The sequence below is a fragment of the Arthrobacter globiformis genome (assembly GCF_003261175.1).
Lineage (GTDB): Bacteria > Actinomycetota > Actinomycetes > Actinomycetales > Micrococcaceae > Arthrobacter > Arthrobacter globiformis_A.
This window is the reverse complement of record NZ_QLNP01000067.1, coordinates 97147-116854: the sequence shown is the minus strand read 5'-3', so window position 1 is coordinate 116854 and position 19708 is coordinate 97147. Positions and strand designations below refer to the sequence as shown.

Genomic DNA, 19708 nt, shown 5'->3' with positions numbered 1-19708 from the left:
GGCTTGATCTGCCCTGGTTTCGACTCGCATGGTCTTCACCGCTTTGCGTAGACGATCCAATAAGTTCCGGCGCCCAGCGAGTCCGGCGCCTCTGGTGTGGTGGCAAATGATCAGGGCCAACCACGACTACAAAGAGACTACGGAAACTATTGTCAAAGACAACTAAAGTATCGTCAAGACTGCGCGACTTACTTTTCCAGCGGCCTTCGATAAGAATGGTCCTATGCCTAGGATTACGCAGCCTCACGACGATGCCTGGTCCGCCGACGTCGAGGCTGCCGTGGCCACTTTCGGCAACAGAGCACGGAATGAGATCCTGCGCTATCTTTCAGCGCATGGCCCGGCAACCAGAGGGGATATCGTGGCGGCGGTCAGCGCCGGCGAGCCAAGCGTCGCGAAGCACTTGCTTGCGCTTGAGGACGCTGGCGCCGTTGTAGTCGACGTAGAACCCGGAAGACGGCACGGCAGGTCACCCCGATATTCGGCAAACCCAGCACGGATCAGGGAACTTCTGGCTGCCCACCTTGAGTATCTTCTGGAGGACTAGCGGCAGCTTGCTCGACCTCGGGATGCCGCCCAATGTCCATGTTCAGATATTCAGAGATAGCCCTCAAGGTCTCAGGCGACACGTCCCCAAGGGTCCGGGCGGCGAAGGACTTCACTCGGGCCGCCCTCAGGGACTTAACGAATTCAAGCTGCGAATCAATGCGCTCGGGCAGCTCGGTGTCGTTCCCGAGCAGATACGAGGGATCGACCTTGAAGATGCTGCACAACCCCGCGAGCAAAGCCGGGTCCCTGACCAGGCGGCCCGTTCCCTCTTTCATATAAAACCAGCGTGCACGGGACAACTTGATGCCCTTATCCGCGAGCTCGGCCTGAACTTCCCTGAACGTCAAGGGCTTGCCCCGTTCGGCAACCGCAGCATCGAGCAGCAGATTCAGTCGACGTGCCAGCTGGGCCTGTGGGGACGGTGCATCACCACGCCCAGACTCGGCACCCCACATTGGCCCTCCTCGATCAGCATCCGGAGCCGGCGGTCCCTGTCAGTACCCGCGGCTCCCCTCCGCCCCAGTATTCCCTGAGTCGTTCGAGTCGGCAATCAAATGCTCGATCCGGGCATCCAGGTAAGACATCAGCATGAAGCCGGCCGACGGCGCGGCTGGTACGTCGCGGATTCCCGGACCAGCCAGATCCTGGCAAATCTGTAGAACAGCCTGCGGCGGCACGCGGTGAACATCCAGCTGGAAGCAAACTTCCGTAAGGACGTCCCTCAGTGCCCGCAGCAGCTCCACCTGCTCTCCAAATGAACCGCACTGCCAGTAGCGATCGGCATGGAGGATTCTGGCCGCCTCCAGGAAGGCTGTGATTTGCGGATGGTCGTGCATGTCGTACCCCCCACCCGTCAGGAGGCATGCCGCCACCTGACTATCCGATTCTGTTGAGGATCATTTCCCCGGCGCGCCTCTTCCAACATGAGCGCGTCGAGAGTAACCTGCTGCTGTAGACCCGTCTACAGCAGCAGTTCCCACATAGTCTTGGGTTGTGGTCTCTCCATGTCGAACATCCTGATGAACCGAACGCGAAGCCAAATTATCCGATTCCTACTACGGAACGGCCCCTCAACCTGCGGTCAGATCGGCACTGGGCTTCGCGCCTCACCATCCACAATTCGCCGACAGCTGGTGCTCCTGCGGCAAGCCGGCTTGGTGCAACACTCGTCCAGCCAGTTCGATGCCTCCGCCGAGCAAGTCCAGCGGCAGGTTGAAGCCCTTGCGGAAAGCTTGGCCGGCACCGTCATGCCGCCCGCTGGCTCTTCCCCCATGAACTTGGAACCGAGCTGGCCATCGTGCTGGCAAGCACGACGGAGACCTTTATGAACTCACTTCCAGAACGCCGTCACAACGCCGAAGCCGCGGATGAAACATGGCTGACTCCCAAGGAAATCTGCGCGCAGCTACAGATCCCTGAGCAGACTTTCTACCAGTGGCGTGCCAAGCATGTAGGGCCACGGGCATACAGAATTGGCCGACATCTCCGAATCAACCGCAGCGACTTTGTCGCCTGGCTCGCCCTGCACGCCGAGGAATAGAGCTCGAACCCTGGACGATGAACAGCAGTCCGATGCCCCGAGGAGCATGGGTCGTACTTCATGGTGCCGCCCAAGAGACCGTAACCAACCCTCACCTCGACAAGTCGGTCATGCAGCCGGCGGGAACTGATTCCATGAGCTAGTACTGGACCATACACGGGGAACGTCGCCATCGACGAAGGGACCGAAGCAGAATGAAACTCGAATTCTTTGAACCGGCCGAGGCTGCTTCAGTTCTCAAGTGTTCTGAGGCATGGCTCCGCGACGGGGCCACAAAGGGCGAGTTCCCCCATTCAGTCTGGGGCAAGGGAAAGATCGTGTTTACGTCGGTCCACCTGAAAGAGATTGCCCAGTTGCGCGAAGTCCGACGCACTGCGCAGTCACCAACATCAGTCCGAGTAATTGGGAGCCGAGCGCAGGCTCGCCAGAAATCCTCGTAGCTGCCGAACGTGCCGGACTAATTGCGCCAGATCACGGCGGATCTCTCTACAGCATCCGCAGCATCCTGGAGGGCTTGCGGCATCAAGTGGCCGTAGACCTGCTCCGTGGTACGGGTGGACGCGTGCCCCAGCCGTCTGGAAACGGTGAACAGGGAAACGCCGTCCTGAATCAGCCAGGACGCATGGGTATGGCGCAGATCGTGAATGCGCGGAGACTTGGTCAGTCCGCGGGCCTGCGCAGCCTCCACTGCAGGGATCCAATAGTGATGCCAGTAGAGCTTGTGAATGATCCGCTCGCCCTTGGGCGTCGTGAACAGCAGGTCCGTCCCGGGGCGGCTGGCAACCAGTGGGACGAGGATGTCCACCAGCTGAGGATTGAGCGATACCGTCCGCTTCCCTGCACCCGTCTTGGTCGCGCCGATGTAGTATTCCGAATTCGCGCCGCGTTTCCATGCTTTATTGATCCGGATCGTCGCAGGCTTGGACATGAGATCGACGTCCGCCACAGTTACGGCAGTTGCCTCTCCAAAGCGGAGTCCCGTCATCACCAGGAACTCTGTAAATGCCTTGTACCGTTCACCCATGCACTCAAGGATGAGCCCGAATTCAGCATGCGTCAGGAAGCGGGCCTCGTCCTCCGCCTTCTCGCTAGACGGAAGCTGAACACGCTGGCACGGATTGTCCTTCCGGTAGCGCAGCATCACAGCCGTCTCCATGGCCCCATAGATCAGGGCATGGTTGTTCTTGATCGTCTTGGGCGACCTGCCCTTAGCCTGCATCGACTTGATCCAGTGAGTCACGTGCCGATAGTCAAGCTTGTCGACCGGGATGTGCCCTATGACGTCGGCGATATGCAGCTTCAGCATCGTTTGATACGTGTGGACCGTCCCTACAGACGGTCGCACCAGCAAATCGATGTGTTCTTGAATGACGGCCGCGACAGTTGGGGCTTTGGTGTGGTTCTTGACCATCGCGTGCTGCGCGATTTCGAAGGATTGCTCGTTCGCGTCCAGGAGCCGTTTCAGGGTTTGGGCTTCAGCGGCGGTCGAGAAGGTGATTCCTTCTTGCTTCTTCGTTTTCGGGTTGCGCCAACGGACTGTGAACGAGGTCGATCCGTCTGCTTTTTTGCGCTCCCAAATGCTGGCCATGGGCAAAATTTTAGGCCTGCTGTGCACAGAAAACGAGCTTTTGTGCACACCCTCAGCCGGAACCATGCCCTGACCTGCGCAAATACTGTGCCCGAGGTGGGACTCGAACCCACACACCTTTCGATACCGCATTTTGAGTGCGGCGCGTCTGCCAATTCCGCCACTCGGGCGCGGAGTACACGGAGTAACAATCGTAGGCTCACAGCGAAGTGTGATCAACGCAGCCACTACCAGTGCGCGGAATTACTCTACATGCAGATAGGCTAAAAGCCAGAATCGCGCCACCGCCGCCGCAACAAGCCATGCCGATCCAAGTACTAGCGCGGGGCACAACTAAGATAGTCATAGTCCCGCCGTACCTTTTCAAGGAGATCCCGTGTCAGAACCGACGGAGTCAAACAAAACGTCCCAGCCGGCGCGCCGCGTAATTGTGGCCGAAGACGAAACCCTCATCCGCCTGGACATCATCGAAATCTTGCGGGGCGAAGGCTACGACGTCATCGGCGAAGCCGACAACGGCGAAAAGGCCGTGCAGCTGGCCGAGGAGCTCAAGCCGGACCTCGTCCTCATGGACGTGAAGATGCCCGTCATGGACGGCATCTCCGCCGCCGAGAAGATCGTCAAGGCACGCATCGCCCCCGTGGTCCTCCTGACGGCGTTCAGCCAGAAGGAACTCGTGGAGCGCGCCCGCGACGCCGGCGCCATGGCCTACGTGGTGAAGCCGTTCACCCCGGCCGACCTGATTCCCGCCCTGGAGATCGCGCTGTCCCGCCACGAGGAGATCAAAGCCCTCGAATCCGAGGTCACCGACCTGCAGGAGCAGTTCGCCACCCGCAAGCTCGTGGAACGCGCCAAGAGCCTGCTGACCACCAAGATGGGCCTGACGGAGCCGGAAGCCTTCCGCTGGATCCAGAAGACCTCGATGGACCGCCGCCTCAGCATGCGCGAAGTGGCCGAGACCATCATCAACCAGGTCAACTAACGCCCCAAGGGAAAACGAACAAGAAGGACCCCGGCAACGCGCCGGGGTCCTTCTACTTTCCCCAAACCCACGGGCCCAGCCCGGGAAACCAAAAAAGGAGGACCCCCGCCACCGACCGGTCACGGTCCAGGCGGGGATCCTCCCTCTCAGAATCTGGCTACTCAGTCGGAGCTGCTGAAGCCTTGTTCTTCTTCTTCTTTTCCGGCCACGGGCCGAGCTTCTCCCGCTTGCCGGCGGCTTCGCCGAGGCGCGTGGTGTCGGCGAGGTCGCCCACCTTGTGGACCTTCAGCGAGTTGGTCGAACCCGCCTTTCCGGGAGGGGAACCGGCAGCGATGACCACGAGGTCGCCGTCTTCCACCAGTCCCATGTCCAGCAGGCTGCGGTCCACCTGTGCGGTCATCTCATCCGTGTGGCCTACCGTGGCAACAAGCTGCGGCTGGATGCCCCAGGTCAGCGCCAGCTGGTTCCACACGTGCTCCACCGGAGTGAACGCGAAGACCGGCTTGATCGGGCGGAGGCGGGACAGGCGGCGTGCCGAATCACCGGACTGCGTGAATGTACAGATGTACTTGGCGTCCAGCTGGTCCGCGATCTCGACGGCTGCACGGGTGATGGCGCCACCACGGGTCTTGGGCTTGGTACCCAGCGGGGGGACGCGCTCCAGGCCATGCTCCTCAGTGGACTCGATGATCCGGGCCATGGTCTTGACCGTCTCGATCGGGAACTTGCCCACGCTGGTCTCGCCGGACAGCATGACCGCGTCGGCGCCGTCGAGCACGGCGTTGGCGCAGTCGGAAGCCTCTGCACGGGTCGGGCGCGGGTTGTCGATCATCGACTCAAGCACCTGGGTGGCCACGATGACCGGCTTGGCCCAGCGGCGTGCCAGTTCAATGGCGCGCTTCTGCACGATCGGCACTTCCTCCAGCGGAAGCTCCACGCCGAGGTCGCCACGGGCCACCATGATCGCGTCGAACGCGTCGATGATTTCGTGGAGCTGCTCCACGGCCTGGGGCTTCTCGATCTTGGCGATCACCGGAACTCGGCGGCCTTCTTCGTCCATGATCTCGTGCACGCGGGTAATGTCCGAGGCGTCACGCACGAAGGACAGGGCAACGAGGTCCACGCCGCGGCGCATGGCCCAGCGCAGGTCGTCCTCGTCCTTTTCGCTCAGAGCTGGGACGTTGACGGCGACGCCGGGAAGGTTGATGCCCTTGTTGTTGGACACGAACCCGCCGACGGTGACCTTGGCGACGACCTTGACGTCGTCTACCTCGATGGCCCGCAGCGCAACCTTGCCATCGTCGATCAACAGGGCATCGCCCGGGTTGACGTCCTCGGTGAGGCTCTTGAGCGTGGTGGAGCAGATCTCCTTGGTGCCGGGAACGTCCTCAGTGGTGATCGTGAAGATGTCCCCCACGGCCAGCTCGTGGGGACCGTCGACGAAGCGGCCCAGGCGGATCTTCGGGCCCTGCAGGTCGGCCATGATGGCCACGGCCTTGCCCAGATCGGACGCAGCCTTACGGACGTTTTCATAGGTGTTGTCATGCACGGAGTAGTCGCCATGGCTCATGTTCATGCGGGCTACGTCAACGCCGGCTTCCAGCACCGCAAGGGTGTTTTCATAGCTGGCAATGGCCGGTCCAAAGGTGGCCACAATTTTTGCGCGTCTCATATACCTACCCTATTTGTCACTTGCATTGGTTAAGTTGTCGCGGAGATGAATTCCCCGGATCGGCGCTAAAGGACAGCTATGGCGCGGTCCGTCGGAGCCACAGGCGCAGGAAGGATGGTGCTTCCCATCAGGTACTTGTCCACGGCGGCAGCGGCCGCACGGCCTTCGGCGATGGCCCACACGATCAGGGACTGTCCGCGGCCGGCGTCACCGGCCACGAAGACGCCCTCAGTGTTGGTCATGTAGTAGCCGTCGCGGGCCACGTTGCCGCGGCCGTCGAACTCAGCGCTGACCTGCTCGGTGATGCCGGCCGGTTCGGGCCCGGTGAAGCCCAGGGACAGGAACACCAGGTCGGCGGGGATGATCCGCTCGGTACCGGCCTTGGGCAGGCGCTTGCCGTCCACGAACTCGGTCTCTGCAACCTTGACGCCGGTCAGCTTACCGTCCTCGCCCACGAATTCAACGGTGGAGGCGAGGTACGTGCGCTCACCGCCTTCCTCGTGGGCACTGGCCACCTCGAAGAGGGTGGGGAACGTCGGCCACGGCTGGTGGCTGGCGCGCTCAACCGGGGGCTGCTTGCCGATAGCCAGGGTGGTCACCGAGGCGGCCTGGTGGCGGTGGGCCGTGCCGATGCAGTCCGCGCCGGTGTCACCGCCGCCGAGGATGACCACGTGCTTGCCGCGGGCGTCGATGTGGTTTTCCGGGGACTCCCCTGCCACCACACGGTTGGAGGGAACCAGGTAATCCATGGCGAAGTGCACGCCATCCAGGTCGCGGCCCGGGATGGGCAGGTCACGCGGCACGGTGGCGCCGGTGGCGATGACCACGGCGTCGTAGCGGCGGCGCAGCTGCTCCCAGGTGACATCCGTACCGACGGCGACGCCGGTGCGGAAGCGGGTGCCTTCAGCCTTCATCTGCTCCAGCCGGCGGTCCACCTGCTCTTTTTCCATCTTGAAGTCGGGGATGCCATAACGCAGCAGGCCGCCGATCTTGTCATCCCGTTCGTAGACGGCCACGGTGTGGCCCACGCGGGTAAGCTGCTGTGCGGCCGCCAGGCCGGCAGGGCCGGAACCGACGACGGCGACCGTCTTGCCGGTGAGGCGGTGCGGCGGCAGCGGGTTGACCCAGCCGTTGTCGAAGGCCTCATCGATGATGGACACCTCGACCTGCTTGATGGTCACGGCGGGCTGGTTGATGCCCAGCACACAGGACGCCTCGCACGGGGCGGGGCAGAGCCGGCCGGTCCATTCGGGGAAGTTGTTGGTGGCGTGCAGCCGCTCAATCGCTTCCTCGCCCTTGTCCCGCCACATGAGGTCGTTCCACTCGGGAATCAGGTTCCCCAGGGGGCAGCCCTGGTGGCAGAAGGGCACGCCACAGTCCATGCACCGGCCGGCCTGGCTCTTCAGGACACCCTTTTCCTGGGCCTCGTAAACTTCCTTCCAGTCCATGATGCGGACGGGAACGGGACGGCGCGGCTGGGTTTCACGCTGACGTACTTTCAGAAATCCGCGTGGATCAGCCACCGGTCACCTCCAGGATTCGAGACCAAACTTCTTCGCCGTCGGGGTCAAGGCCCTCTTCGATGGCGTCAAGACGGGTTTGCAGCACTGCGGCGTAGTCACGCGGCAGCACCTTGGTTATGCGGGCAGCGGTGTCGTCGAAGTTTTCGAGCAGACGCGCGGCCAGCTGGGATTCGGTTTCCTCCACGTGCTTGACCAGCAGGCCGTGGACGATGTCGCGGTCCTCGGCATCCAGTTCCAGGAGTTGGAGTTCGCCGGACTCGAGGGCCTGCTTGTTGACGCGTTCAGTCCGCAGGTCCAGCACGTAGGCCGTACCGCCGGACATGCCGGCGCCGAAGTTCCGGCCGGTGCGGCCGATGATCAGCGTCTGGCCGCCGGTCATGTACTCGCAGCCGTGGTCGCCGATGCCTTCAACAACCGCAGTAGCGCCCGAGTTGCGGACCAGGAAGCGTTCGCCCACCTGGCCGCGCAGGAACAGCTCACCGCTGGTTGCGCCGTAGCCGATCACGTTGCCGGCAACGACGTTTCGTTCGGCCTGGAACACGTTGGTGCGGTCCGGGCGGACGATGATCCGGCCGCCGGAGAGCCCCTTGCCGACGTAGTCGTTGGAGTCGCCGTACAGGCGCAGCGTGATGCCGGCAGGCAGGAAGGCGCCCAGCGACTGCCCGGCGGTGCCGTTCAGCGTGATGTCGATCGTGTCCGTGGCCAGCACGTCCGTGCCGAACGTCTTGGTCACGACGTGGCCCAGCATGGTGCCCACCGAGCGGTCGGTGTTGATGACGTCCACCGTGATCTTCACCGGTGCACGGTCGGTCAGAGCCTCGGCGGCCATGGTGATGAGCCGCTGGTCGAAGTGCTTGTCCAGCTCGTGGTTCTGGCCGGTCAGGTTCCGCAGCGGGGCGTCATCGTCGAACTCGAGGCCGTGCAGGATCGGATCCAGGTCCAGCCCTTCGGCCTTCCAGTGGCTGATGGCGTCCTGGGTGTCCAGCATTTCGGCGTGGCCGATCGCTTCCTCAATGCTCCGGAAACCGAGTTCCGCGAGGATCTCACGGACTTCCTCGGCGAGGAACTCGAAGAAGTTGACCACGAACTCCGGCTTGCCGCTGAAGCGGGCGCGCAGTTCGGGGTTCTGGGTGGCAACGCCCACCGGGCAGGTGTCAAGGTGGCAGACACGCATCATGATGCAGCCCTCAACCACCAGCGGTGCGGTGGCGAAGCCGAATTCCTCGCCGCCGAGCAGCGCGGCGATGACGACGTCGCGGCCGGTCTTGAGCTGGCCGTCCACCTGAACCACCACGCGGTCACGCAGGCCGTTAAGCATGAGGGTCTGCTGGGTCTCTGCGAGACCCAGTTCCCACGGAACACCAGCGTGCTTGAGCGAGTTCAGCGGCGAGGCGCCGGTTCCGCCGTCGTGCCCGGAAACAAGCACGACGTCGGCCTTCGCCTTGGTGACGCCGGCGGCAACTGTGCCGATTCCCACTTCGGAGACGAGCTTGACATGCACCCGGGCCGAGGGGTTGGCGCGCTTCGCATCGTAGATGAGCTGCGCGAGGTCCTCGATCGAGTAGATGTCGTGGTGCGGGGGCGGGGAGATGAGTCCGACGCCGGGCGTCGAGTGGCGCGTCCGGGCAACCCAGGGGTAGACCTTCTGGGCCATCAGCTGGCCGCCTTCGCCGGGCTTGGCGCCCTGGGCCATCTTGATCTGGATGTCGTCCGCGTTGCTCAGGTAGAGGCTCGTGACGCCGAAGCGGCCCGAGGCAATCTGCTTGACGGCGGAACGGCGCTCGGGATCGAGCAGGCGGTCCACATCCTCGCCGCCTTCACCGGTGTTGGACTTGCCGCCCAGCCGGTTCATGGCGATCGCGAGGGTCTCGTGAGCTTCCTTGGAGATGGAGCCATAGCTCATGGCACCCGTGGAGAAGCGCTTGACGATGCTGGAGACCGGCTCGACTTCCTCGAGCGGCACGGCCGGGCGCACGCCGTCCTTGAACTTGAGCAAACCGCGCAGGGTCATCAGGTTCTCGGACTGGTCGTCCACGCCCTTGGTGTAGGCCTTAAAGATGTCGTAGCGGCGCTCACGCGTCGCATGCTGCAACCGGAAGACGGTCTCCGGGTTGAAGAGGTGCGGCTCACCGTCGCGGCGCCACTGGTACTCGCCGCCGCCCAACAGGGGACGGTGCGGCTGCTCAATGCCGCCCTCGGGGTAAGCCATCTGGTGCCGCGCGGAAACCTCTGCCGCGATGACGTCCAGCCCCACGCCGCCCAGCTGGGAGTGCGTGCCGGCGAAGAATTCGTCCACCAGTTCCTGGCCCAGGCCAAGCGCCTCGAAGGTCTGGGCGCCGGTGTAGGACGCGACAGTGGAGATGCCCATCTTGGACATGATCTTCAGGACGCCCTTGCCGAGGCCCTTGATCAGGTTGTGGACGCCGTCCTGCGGGGTTACTCCCACAACGTCGCCGGCAGCGATGAGCTGTTCAACGGATTCCATGGCCAGGTACGGGTTTACGGCCGAAGCGCCGTAGCCCACGAGGACTGCCACATGGTGCGTCTCGCGGACGTCACCGGCCTCGACCACCAAGGCGGTCTTGGTGCGGTTGGCGCTGCGGAGCAGGTGGTGGTGCACGGCGCTGACCAGAAGCAGCGACGGGATCGGGGCCCACTGCGCGTTGGAGTCGCGGTCGGAGAGGACCACGTACTGCACGCCGCGGTTAATGGCCCCGGACACCTGCTCACAGATCTCGGTGAGCCGGGCACGCAGCGCATTCTCGCCGCCCTCGGGGCGGTAGAGGCCGCGGACCTTCATCGCGACGCGGTTGCCCTCCGCGTCCTCGATGTTGGCGATCTTCGCGAGTTGGTCGTTGTTGATCACCGGGAACGGCAGGGAGACCTGCGGCTGGCGCACCTGCTTGGTGTCCAGGAGGTTGCCGTTGGGTCCGATGGCGCAGGTCAGGGAGGTAACCAGCTCTTCACGGATGGCGTCCAGCGGCGGGTTGGTCACCTGAGCGAACGACTGCACGAAGTAGTCGAAGAGCAGGCGGGGGCGCTTGGACAGCACAGCCACCGGGGTGTCGGAGCCCATGGCGCCCAGCGGCTCGGCGCCGGTGCGGGCCATCGGGCCCAGCAGGATCTTGAGCTCTTCGGTGGTGTACCCGAAGGTGCGCTGGCGGATGTTCACGGACGCGGCGGTGTGCACCACGTGCTCGCGTTCCGGCAGCTCGTTGAGGTCGATCAGGTTGTCCTTGACCCACTCGGCCCAGGGGTTCGCAGCGGCGACCTCGGCCTTGACCTCGTCGTCGCCGATAATCCGGCCGGCCTCGGTGTCCACCAGGAACATCTTGCCGGGCGAGACACGGCCCTTCTTGACCACCTTGGAGGGTTCGACGTCGATCACGCCCACCTCGGAGGCGAAAACGACCAGGCCGTCCTCGGTGATCCAGTACCGGCCGGGGCGAAGGCCGTTGCGGTCCAGGGTGGCGCCCACGACGGCGCCGTCGGTGAACGACACGGCGGCGGGGCCGTCCCACGGCTCCATCAGGAGCGAGTGGTACTCGTAGAACGCCTTGCGCGCCGGATCCATCGTGGCGTGGTTTTCCCAGGCCTCGGGGATCATCATCATGATCGAATGCGTGATGGGGCGGCCGGACAGCCACAGCAGTTCAGCCACTTCATCGAAGGACGCGGAGTCGGATGCGCCCGGGGTGCAGATCGGGAACAGCTCTTCCGGCGAGTCGCCCAGCAGCGGGTTGGCAAGCTGGGACTGGCGGGCGCGCATCCAGTTCCGGTTGCCCTTGACGGTGTTGATTTCCCCGTTGTGCGCGATGGTGCGGAACGGCTGGGCCAGCGGCCAGGACGGGAACGTGTTGGTGGAGAACCGCGAGTGGACGATCGCCAGCTTGGTCTTGAAGCGCTTGTCCGAAAGGTCCGGGTAGAACGGCTCCAGCTGGGCAGTGGTCAGCATGCCCTTGTAGACGATGGTCCGCGAGGACAGCGACGGGAAGTAGACGCCGAACTTGTTCTGCGCGCGCTTGCGGATGCGCCAGGCGCGGCCGTCCAGGTCGTTGCGCTCCAGCTGCTCGCCGGTTGCCGAGGCGAAGAACGGCTGGGAGAAGTACGGCATGCAGGCGCGCGCCATGGCACCGACAAGATCGGCGACGACGGGAACCTCGCGCCAGCCAAGGACCGTCAGTCCCTCGTCGGCGGCCAGGCCCTCGATGCCGGCCTTGGCGGCGCTGGCCTCGCGCTGCTCAGCAGGCAGGAAGGCGGTACCCACCACATACTGGCCGGGGGCCGGAAGTTCGAATTCAGTGACGGCACGGAAGAACTCGTCCGGCACCTGCATCAGGAGGCCTGCGCCGTCACCGGTGCCCTCGTCTGCGCCGACGGCACCGCGGTGCTCGAGGTTGCGCAGGGCGGTAAGGGCGGCGTCGACGATGTCGTAGCCGGGCTCGCCGCGCAGGGTGGCGATAATCGCAAGACCGCAGGCGTCCTTCTCCTGCTCAGGGTTGTAGAGCCCGGCTGCCTCGGGGAGCGCTGCGAACCGCTTGAACGGCGACATGGCAGCGTCCGGCTGGTTCGGTTCGGACCAGCTGGGGCTTGAAAGAGTTTGGGTCATGGGAGACGTCCTTCCTCCTGATCGTGCGTATGGAAGGGACAACGTTGGCCCCACTCAGAGCGCCACTGTGATGGGCACAACAAAGTGTTACTGCTTACTGGAAATTGTAGGGCAGGCATACGTGCTGAACTAACAGTTACGCAGGCTTCCGCCCCGGGCTTGACCGGTCAACAGCTCTATGCTGACCGGAGTTGGCCTCTGCCACGACGCTGTGGGTGTCGGGCGCTCCGAGCGGTAACTCTCTGCTGCCCTGGTACCGGTGCCTTCTAGCGTGAGCTGTCGGCCTCCGGCACGGTCCCGGTGTCTGTGCCGCCGGACTTTCCGGCGTTCCGCGACTCCGCGGCGGTTGGGGTTCCGCCGGTGGATGCCGGGACTGCTTCCGTTTGGGCAGAAGTTAGCCCGGAACCGTTTTGGTTATCAGGGAGATTACCACGCGATTCACTATCTGAGACAACAGGGTCCGTATCACGGACTGGATGGCCGGTCACATTCGGCGTGGAACCGGGGTCCTTTGCCCCTTCCCCGGCCGTCTTTGAAACTACCGACGCCGAACCTTGCGTTCCGGCACCGGCCGGCGTCCCGCCGTCGGCCTTTGCGGCCTCAGCCGGGGCGGGCTCCCGGCCCGGCAGGTAGACACTGTCCGCGTTGCCGTCCTTGCGCCGGCCCTGCCAGATGAACACGGCCAGCGCGGCGAGGAACACGAAGATGCTGGTCCAGACGTTCAGCCGGGTGGTGACGCCGAACAGGCTGATCTGCTCGGCGTCGTCGATCCTCATGGCCTCGATCCAGACCCGGCCCAGCGTGTAGTACATGGCATACAGCCAGAAGAGCCGGCCGCGGCGGAAGTGGAACCGGCGGTCCAGGGCCAGCAGGATCAGCACGCCCGCGATGTTCCAGAGCGATTCGTAAAGGAACGTGGGGTGGAACAGGGTGTCCGCCGGGTAACCGACCGGGAAGTTGGCGTTGTCCGCGTCCACCTGGAGTCCCCACGGCAGCGTGGTGGGGCCGCCGAACAGTTCCTGGTTGAAGTAGTTTCCCCACCGGCCGAGGGCCTGCGCCAGCAGAAGCCCCGGAGCCGCGGCATCAAGGAAGGCCGTGAGCTTGACCCCTGCACGGCGGCAGCCGATCCAGGCGCCGAAGGCGCCCAGCACCACGGCGCCCCAGATTCCAAGGCCGCCGCGCTGGATCTGCGGGATCAGGGACAGGTCCCCGGTGCCGTCGAAGCCCGGACCGAAGTACGCGTCCGGGGACGAGAACACGTGGTAGAGCCGGCCGCCGATGATGCCGAAGGGGATGGCCCAGATGGCGATGTCCCAGACACTGCCTTCAGGCGCTCCGCGCCTGGCCCAGCGGACCGACGTCAGCCAGAGGCCGACGACGATGCCCGCCAGGATGCACAGGGCGTAGGCATGGATGCGGAGCGATCCCCACGGCAGCGGAATATCGAACCCGGACCAGTCCGGACTCGGGATGCTTGCGGGCACCATACCGGCTGGAAGCAGGCCAGCGGGTACCAGCGCGGCTGCGGCGAGGAGCGTCTGCATGGTTGCGTTACTTCCTGGTCAGTCCGGTACTGAGGTCTTTGGTCAGCTGCGCGACGGCGTCCACGCCGCCGTCGCGCACGGCCGCAACGAGCGCCGAACCGACGATCACGCCGTCCGCGTAGGCCGCGATTTCCGCGACCTGCTCAGCGGTGGAAACGCCGAGACCGACGCACACGCGTTCTGCGCCGGCAGCCTTGGCGGCGGCCACAACGTCCTCGGCCGCCGAGCTCACCGAGGAGCGGGCGCCGGTGACGCCCATGATGGAGACGGCGTAGACGAAGCCGCGGCTCGCGTCCACGGTCCGCCGCATGCGCTCGGGGGTGGAGGAGGGCGCCACCAGGAAGACACGGTCCAGGCCGTACTTCTCCGACGCGTCCATCCACTCGGCTGCCTCGTCCGGGATCAGGTCCGGGGTGATGAGCCCCGCTCCCCCGGCCTCGGCCAGGCGGCGCGAGAACTCATCCACGCCCATCCGGACCACGGGGTTCCAGTACGTCATGACCAGGACCGCGGCGTCCGTCTGGCTGGTGATGCCGGCGATAACGTCAAAGACCTGGCGGACGGAGAACCCCTTCGCAAGGGCCTCGGTGGTGGCCGCCTGGATGACCGGCCCGTCCATGACCGGGTCCGAGTAGGGGATGCCGATCTCGATCAGGTCGGCGCCGTTGCGCGCCAGGGCGATGCCGGCGGCAATGGTCTCCTCGACGCTGGGGTACCCGGCGGGCAGGTAGCCGATCAGGGCTGCACGGCCTTCCGCGCGAGCCTTGTCGATGGCGATGGCCGACTTGCTGGTGGCCGACTTGCCGGTGTCTGAATTGCTGTTGTCCTGGGCCGTGGTCACAGCTGCTCCCCTTCCTTGCCGATGGCTGCTTCGGCCGAGTCCTTGTCCAGGAGGTCGAACCACTCCGCGGCGGTGGCCACGTCCTTGTCTCCCCTGCCGGACAGGTTCACCACCACGATTTTGTCGGACGCGCCGGCGGCGCCGGCCTCCGCTGCCAGCCGCTGGCCCACTTTGATGGCGCCGGCGAGGGCGTGGGAGGACTCAATCGCGGGAATGATGCCCTCCGTGCGGCACAGGAGCTTGAAGGCTTCCATGGCTTCGCTGTCCGTGATCGGTTCGTAGCTGACGCGTCCGATGTCGGCGAGGTAGGAGTGCTCCGGTCCGACACCGGGGTAGTCCAGTCCGGCGGAAATGGAGTGCGACTCGATGGTCTGGCCGTCGTCGTCCTGCATCAGGTAGGACCGGGCGCCGTGCAGCACGCCGGGCCGGCCCAGCGTGATGGTGGCCGCGTGCCGGCCGGTCTCGACGCCGTCGCCGCCGGCCTCGAAGCCGTAGATCTTCACGGGGGGGTCATCGAGGAAGCCGTGGAAGATGCCGATCGCGTTGGACCCGCCGCCAATGCAGGCGCAGACGGCGTCCGGCAGCCGGCCGGCCTGCTCCAGGATCTGGGCGCGGGCCTCTTCGCCGATGACTTCGTGGAAGTACCGGACCAGGGCCGGGAACGGGTGGGCACCCGCTGCCGTGCCGAGCAGGTAGTGGGTGTCGCCGACGTTGGCTACCCAGTCCCGGAGGGCTTCGTTGATGGCGTCCTTGAGGGTCTGTGAACCGTTGGTAACGGGGATGACCGTGGCGCCCAGGAGCTCCATCCGGGCCACGTTCAGCGCCTGGCGGCGGCAGTCTTCGGCGCCCATGTAAACGACGCATTCCAGGCCCAGCAGGGCGGCAGCAGTGGCGCTGGCCACGCCGTGCTGGCCGGCACCGGTTTCGGCGATGACGCGGGTCTTGCCCATCCGCTTGGCAAGGAGCGCCTGGCCCAGCACGTTGTTGATCTTGTGCGAGCCGGTGTGGTTCAGGTCCTCGCGCTTGAGGAAGATCCGGACGCCGCCGGCGTGCTCGGCAAAACGCTTGGCTTCGGTCAGCAGTGAGGGCCGGCCGGAGTAGTTCTTGTTCAGGTCCGCGATCTGGGCGATGAACTCGGGATCGGCCTTGGCCTTCTCGAACGTGTCCTCGAGCTCGTCCAGGGCGGCGATCAGTGACTCAGGCATCCAGCGGCCGCCGTAGGCGCCGAAGTAGGGTCCCGGGGCGTGGCGCAGCGAGGTGCCTCCCTGCAGGAATGCATCCACCGTGCCCTCGTCAGAGCCGGCTGTTGGCGCGTCGGCCATCAGTCTCACCATCCTGTTCACTTTTTCTTGTTGATGTCAGGCGCCATCTGCCCGCGTATCGTGCGGACGGATGGCGCCACGGTTGGGTGGTAGCTCAGGCCCGGGCGGCGATGGCCGCGGCCCCGGCCGCCGTGAACTCCGCGATGCGTTCACGCGGGGTAGCGTCGCTGACGAGCGCCTCCCCCACGAGGATGGCGTTGGCCCCGTGCGCCGCGTAGTGCGCGACGTCGTCGGCGTTCCGAACGCCCGACTCCGCCACCACCACGGCGCCGGCCGGGATGCTGCCGGCGAGTGAGGCGAAAAGGGAGCGGTCGACGTCGAGCGTCTTGAGGTTGCGCACGTTGACGCCGATGATCCGGGCGTCGGCGGCCACGGCGCGCTCGACTTCCTCCGGCGTGTGCGTTTCCACCAGCACGTTCATGCCTAGCTCACGGCTCAGGACGCTGAATTCACGCAATTGCTGGTCGGACAGGGCTGCCACGATCAGGAGGATGAGGTCGGCGCCGTGGGCGCGGGCTTCCCAGATCTGGTACTCGTCCAAGGTGAAGTCCTTGCGCAGCAGCGGGACGTCCACCCGGGCGCGCACAGCATCCAGGTCAGCCAGCGAACCGTTGAAACGGCGCTGCTCGGTGAGCACGCTGATCACCGCGGCTCCGCCGTCGGCGTACTGCACGGCCAGCGACGCAGGGTCCGCGATGCTGGCGAGGTCGCCCTTGGACGGGCTGCGGCGCTTGATCTCGGCGATGACCTTGAGCTCGCCGCGGTCCGCGGACGTGCCGCCGAGGGCAGCCCAGGCGTCCCGGGCAGGAGCCGCCACCAGGGCGCGGTCCTTCAGCTCCGCGAGGGACACGAGGCGCTTCCGGTCCTCCATGTCCTCCCTGACACCGGCATTGATGTCGTCGAGAACCGTCACGTTTAGTGGCTGTTCTTGATCTTGCTGCCGCCCACGCCGTAGCCGGCCTTGCGCATGATGTAGCCGGCCAGCAGGCCCAGGAACATGACGGCGATGCCTGCCCAGAAGATCGGGCTGTTGGCGATGACGAACGCGATGGAGGCGATGAGGGCGCCGATGAGCATGACGATCACGCAGGTCCAGGCGGCCGGGCTGTTGCCGTGGCCCAGGTCGATGCTGTGGTCGATGCCGTGGTGCTCCTTGGGGGCAGCGGGCTTGGTACCGGAAACAGTGGCTTTGCTCATGTGAATCTCCTCAGGATCAATACTGCTTACATTCTGCCATTTTTTGCCGCGGCCTTCGGCATCGCGGCCGGGGCGCGTGGCTGCGTGACCCGCCGGCTCAGGTGGGGTCGTCGCCCCGGGAGAGCCTGTCCCAGCTGTCGATCTCGTCCACCGGGCCGCTCTGGCCGGCTGCGGGACCCGCGGCGGCGGCGTCGTACTTGGTGCGGGACTTCCAGTACCGCCCGGCCGGGACCACCAGCAGGCCGCCGGCGGCGAGCAGGGAACCTGCGACGACGGCCAGCAACGGGAAGGAACTGACGCTCACGTCCGCGCTGCCACCCGAAACACCGGTGGCCGCGGCGATGGATCCCTGGGCCGCGGCCAGCGGATCTGCGAGGACAGTGGCGGCTGCGGCAATGATGCCTACCGCCGCCAGCACGATGATGGCCGCGGTGACCCAGCGTGCGATCTTCCCGGCGATGGAGGCTGCGAGCCCGCCCGCCAGTGCGACGAGTGCCAGGGCCGTGACCGTGGTGGCGGCTTTGCTGCCCTGGACCTGGAGACCGCCTTCGCTTCCGGCGGCCTGGCCCAGCTGCTGGGGGTCGAGATGGACCGTCAGCCAGGTCTGCGTGGTGGTACCGAAGACCGCCAGCGCCAGGGCCGCGATCAGCAGCACCACCGTGGACTTGCGTGCCCAGCCCGGCACCGCGCCGCGCGTCTTCGCTGGGGTGGCGGGTCCCGCGGGTACCGCCATCAGGAGTTTGCCTCGGTTACGGAATCGGGGGCACTGACGGAGTCCGAAGTGATGTTGTGCAGCGAGCCGGCCGTGTGCACAGCCCGCAGCGGGGCCGCCGCCTTGTTGACGGTTTCCTGCGCCTCGGCCGGGTTGCTGGAATCCGCCACGATGCCGCCGCCGGCCTGGACGTAGGCGCGTCCCTCACGCAGCAGCGCCGAGCGGATGGCGATGGCCATGTCCATGTCGCCGGCGAAGTCCAGATAACCCACAACTCCCCCGTAGATGCCGCGCCGGTGGGGCTCGAGTTCATCCAGGAGGCGCAGGGCGCGGGGCTTCGGGGCGCCTGAGAGCGTTCCGGCCGGGAAGGTGGCCTTCAGGACGTCGTAGGCCTTGGCCGTGGGAGCCAGTCGTCCGACGACCGTGGAGACCAGGTGCATGATGTGGCTGAAACGCTCCACCTCCATGAACTGGGTGACGTCCACGGATCCCGCCACGCAGACCTTCGACAAGTCGTTCCGGGACAGGTCCACCAGCATGAGGTGCTCCGCCCGTTCCTTCTGGTCCGCGAGGAGCTCCTCGGCCATGGCCTTGTCCGCGTCCACGGTCTTGCCGCGCGGCCGGGACCCGGCAATCGGGTGGGTGATGACGTCCTCGCCGGTGACGGTCACGAGAGCCTCCGGCGACGAGCCGACGATCGAGTACTGGCGTCCGGCGGCGTCCTCGAGGCTGAAGATGTACATGTACGGGCTCGGGTTGGTGTTGCGCAGCACCCGGTAGACGTCCAAGGGCGACGCCCCGCACTCCATCTCGAAGCGTCGGGAGATGACCACCTGGAAGACTTCGCCGTCCACGATCGCCTCCTTGCCGCGGTCGAGGGCGGCGAGGTAGTCGGGCTCGTGCCAGCGCTCCTGGACGCTCGCGGCGAAATCGAGGGCCGCCGGCTCCAGCACGGACACCGGCTGGAGCACCGGGGTGCTGATGCGGGCCAGCAGTTCCTTTACCCGGGCGACGGCGTCATGCCAGGCCTCGTCCACGCGCTCGGAGCTGTTGTCGAAGTTGATGGCGTTGGCGATCAGCAGCACAGTGCCGTCCATGTTGTCGTGGACGGCCATGTCCGTGACGAGGTTCAGAGCCAGCTCCGGAAGCTGCAGGTCATCCTCGGGCGGGCTGGTCAGCTTTTCCCAGTGGCGGACCGTCTCCCAGCCCAGGAAGCCCACCAGCCCGGAGGTGAACGGCGGAAGCCCGTCGAACCGGTCGGTGCGCAGCGCCTCGATGGTGTCGCGGATGGCATCAACAGGGTTTCCGTCCACGGGCACCCCGGCCGGCGGCTCGCCCAGCCAGTGCGCCTGCCCGTCCTTGGTGGTCAGCGTGGCCCGGGACCTGGAACCAATGAAGGAATAGCGGGACCAGGCGCCGCCGACGGCCGCCGACTCCATCAGGAACGTGCCCGGCTGGCCCTGCGCCAGCTTCCGGTACAGCCCGATCGGCGTTTCGGCATCCGCCAGCACCTTCAGCCGGACAGGGATGACGCGGCTGTGGGCGGCGAGTTCCCGGAATTCTTCGAGGCCAGGGCTGATGATTCCGAGGTCCTGCATCGCTATTGGTTCTCCGTCTGTTCTTGGTGGT

The 19708-nt window shown here is 65.4% G+C and carries 17 protein-coding genes and 1 tRNA gene; 4 read left to right on the top strand and 14 right to left on the bottom strand.

From position 1 onward, the window contains the following. The first annotated feature begins 223 nt into the window (after positions 1-223). Complete coding sequence (locus DBZ45_RS23630) at positions 224-547, top strand: ArsR/SmtB family transcription factor (RefSeq protein WP_111903539.1); 324 nt, start codon at positions 224-226, stop codon at positions 545-547. On the opposite strand, the gene DBZ45_RS08790 is transcribed toward DBZ45_RS23630, so the two are convergent. Both DBZ45_RS08790 and DBZ45_RS08785 read right to left on the bottom strand, forming a co-directional pair. Continuing rightward, complete coding sequence (locus tag DBZ45_RS08790) at positions 501-1004, bottom strand: hypothetical protein (RefSeq protein WP_111903538.1); 504 nt, start codon at positions 1002-1004, stop codon at positions 501-503. The genes DBZ45_RS23630 and DBZ45_RS08790 overlap by 47 nt on opposite strands. A 39-nt stretch (positions 1005-1043) precedes the next feature. Beyond that, positions 1044-1385, bottom strand: coding sequence for a hypothetical protein (locus DBZ45_RS08785; protein ID WP_146617465.1), 342 nt, complete (start codon positions 1383-1385; stop codon positions 1044-1046). Positions 1386-1472: 87 nt separating this feature from the next. Here DBZ45_RS08785 and DBZ45_RS23625 point away from each other — a divergent pair, with 87 nt between their 5' ends. Then, positions 1473-1877 carry a winged helix-turn-helix domain-containing protein gene (locus tag DBZ45_RS23625; protein WP_111903536.1) on the top strand — a complete coding sequence of 135 codons (405 nt, stop codon included), beginning with the start codon at positions 1473-1475 and terminating at the stop codon, positions 1875-1877. Next, a complete protein-coding gene (locus tag DBZ45_RS08775) occupies positions 1874-2089 on the top strand; it encodes a helix-turn-helix domain-containing protein (protein ID WP_111903535.1) in 216 nt (71 codons plus the stop codon). Before DBZ45_RS23625 ends, DBZ45_RS08775 begins: the two co-directional genes overlap by 4 nt. 457 nt (positions 2090-2546) lie before the next feature. On the opposite strand, the gene DBZ45_RS08770 is transcribed toward DBZ45_RS08775, so the two are convergent. Both DBZ45_RS08770 and DBZ45_RS08765 read right to left on the bottom strand, forming a co-directional pair. Then, a complete protein-coding gene (locus DBZ45_RS08770) occupies positions 2547-3677 on the bottom strand; it encodes a tyrosine-type recombinase/integrase (RefSeq protein ID WP_111903534.1) in 1131 nt (376 codons plus the stop codon). Between the two features lie 88 nt (positions 3678-3765). Next, positions 3766-3847 (bottom strand) — tRNA-Leu (locus DBZ45_RS08765). A 206-nt stretch (positions 3848-4053) separates the two neighbouring features. Between DBZ45_RS08765 and DBZ45_RS08760 the strand changes: the two genes are divergently transcribed. Next, entirely contained in the window at positions 4054-4659 is a 606-nt protein-coding gene (locus DBZ45_RS08760) for an ANTAR domain-containing response regulator (protein ID WP_102973101.1), read from the top strand. 157 nt (positions 4660-4816) lie between these two features. Here the strand turns inward: DBZ45_RS08760 and pyk are convergent, their stop codons facing one another. The 10 genes from pyk to DBZ45_RS08710 all read right to left on the bottom strand — a co-directional run bounded on the left by pyk (position 4817) and on the right by DBZ45_RS08710 (position 19677). Then, positions 4817-6331 (bottom strand): pyruvate kinase, encoded by a 1515-nt coding sequence (gene pyk, locus DBZ45_RS08755; RefSeq protein WP_111903533.1) that lies wholly within the window; start codon positions 6329-6331, stop codon positions 4817-4819. A 65-nt stretch (positions 6332-6396) separates the two neighbouring features. Next, the gene (locus DBZ45_RS08750) at positions 6397-7854 is read right to left on the bottom strand and encodes a glutamate synthase subunit beta (RefSeq protein ID WP_111903532.1); all 1458 of its coding nucleotides are present in this window, start codon (positions 7852-7854) and stop codon (positions 6397-6399) included. Then, on the bottom strand, positions 7847-12463 hold the full coding sequence (gltB, locus tag DBZ45_RS08745) for a glutamate synthase large subunit (protein WP_111903531.1): 4617 nt from the start codon (positions 12461-12463) through the stop codon (positions 7847-7849). The genes DBZ45_RS08750 and gltB overlap by 8 nt, the downstream gene beginning before the upstream one ends. 266 nt (positions 12464-12729) lie before the next feature. Beyond that, the gene (gene lgt, locus DBZ45_RS08740; protein WP_111903530.1) at positions 12730-14007 is read right to left on the bottom strand and encodes a prolipoprotein diacylglyceryl transferase; all 1278 of its coding nucleotides are present in this window, start codon (positions 14005-14007) and stop codon (positions 12730-12732) included. Positions 14008-14014: 7 nt separating this feature from the next. Continuing rightward, positions 14015-14848, bottom strand: coding sequence for a tryptophan synthase subunit alpha (gene trpA / locus DBZ45_RS08735; protein ID WP_111903529.1), 834 nt, complete (start codon positions 14846-14848; stop codon positions 14015-14017). Further along, entirely contained in the window at positions 14845-16170 is a 1326-nt protein-coding gene (gene trpB / locus DBZ45_RS08730; RefSeq protein ID WP_111903528.1) for a tryptophan synthase subunit beta, read from the bottom strand. Before trpB ends, trpA begins: the two co-directional genes overlap by 4 nt. A gap of 94 nt (positions 16171-16264) precedes the next feature. Beyond that, positions 16265-17083, bottom strand: coding sequence for an indole-3-glycerol phosphate synthase TrpC (gene trpC, locus DBZ45_RS08725; RefSeq protein ID WP_111903527.1), 819 nt, complete (start codon positions 17081-17083; stop codon positions 16265-16267). 2 nt (positions 17084-17085) lie between these two features. Further along, a complete protein-coding gene (locus DBZ45_RS08720) occupies positions 17086-17367 on the bottom strand; it encodes an HGxxPAAW family protein (protein ID WP_111903526.1) in 282 nt (93 codons plus the stop codon). Between the two features lie 97 nt (positions 17368-17464). Then, positions 17465-18100 (bottom strand): Trp biosynthesis-associated membrane protein, encoded by a 636-nt coding sequence (locus DBZ45_RS08715; RefSeq protein WP_111903525.1) that lies wholly within the window; start codon positions 18098-18100, stop codon positions 17465-17467. Then, positions 18100-19677 (bottom strand): anthranilate synthase component I, encoded by a 1578-nt coding sequence (locus DBZ45_RS08710; RefSeq protein ID WP_111903524.1) that lies wholly within the window; start codon positions 19675-19677, stop codon positions 18100-18102. Before DBZ45_RS08710 ends, DBZ45_RS08715 begins: the two co-directional genes overlap by 1 nt. Positions 19678-19708: the final 31 nt, after the last annotated feature.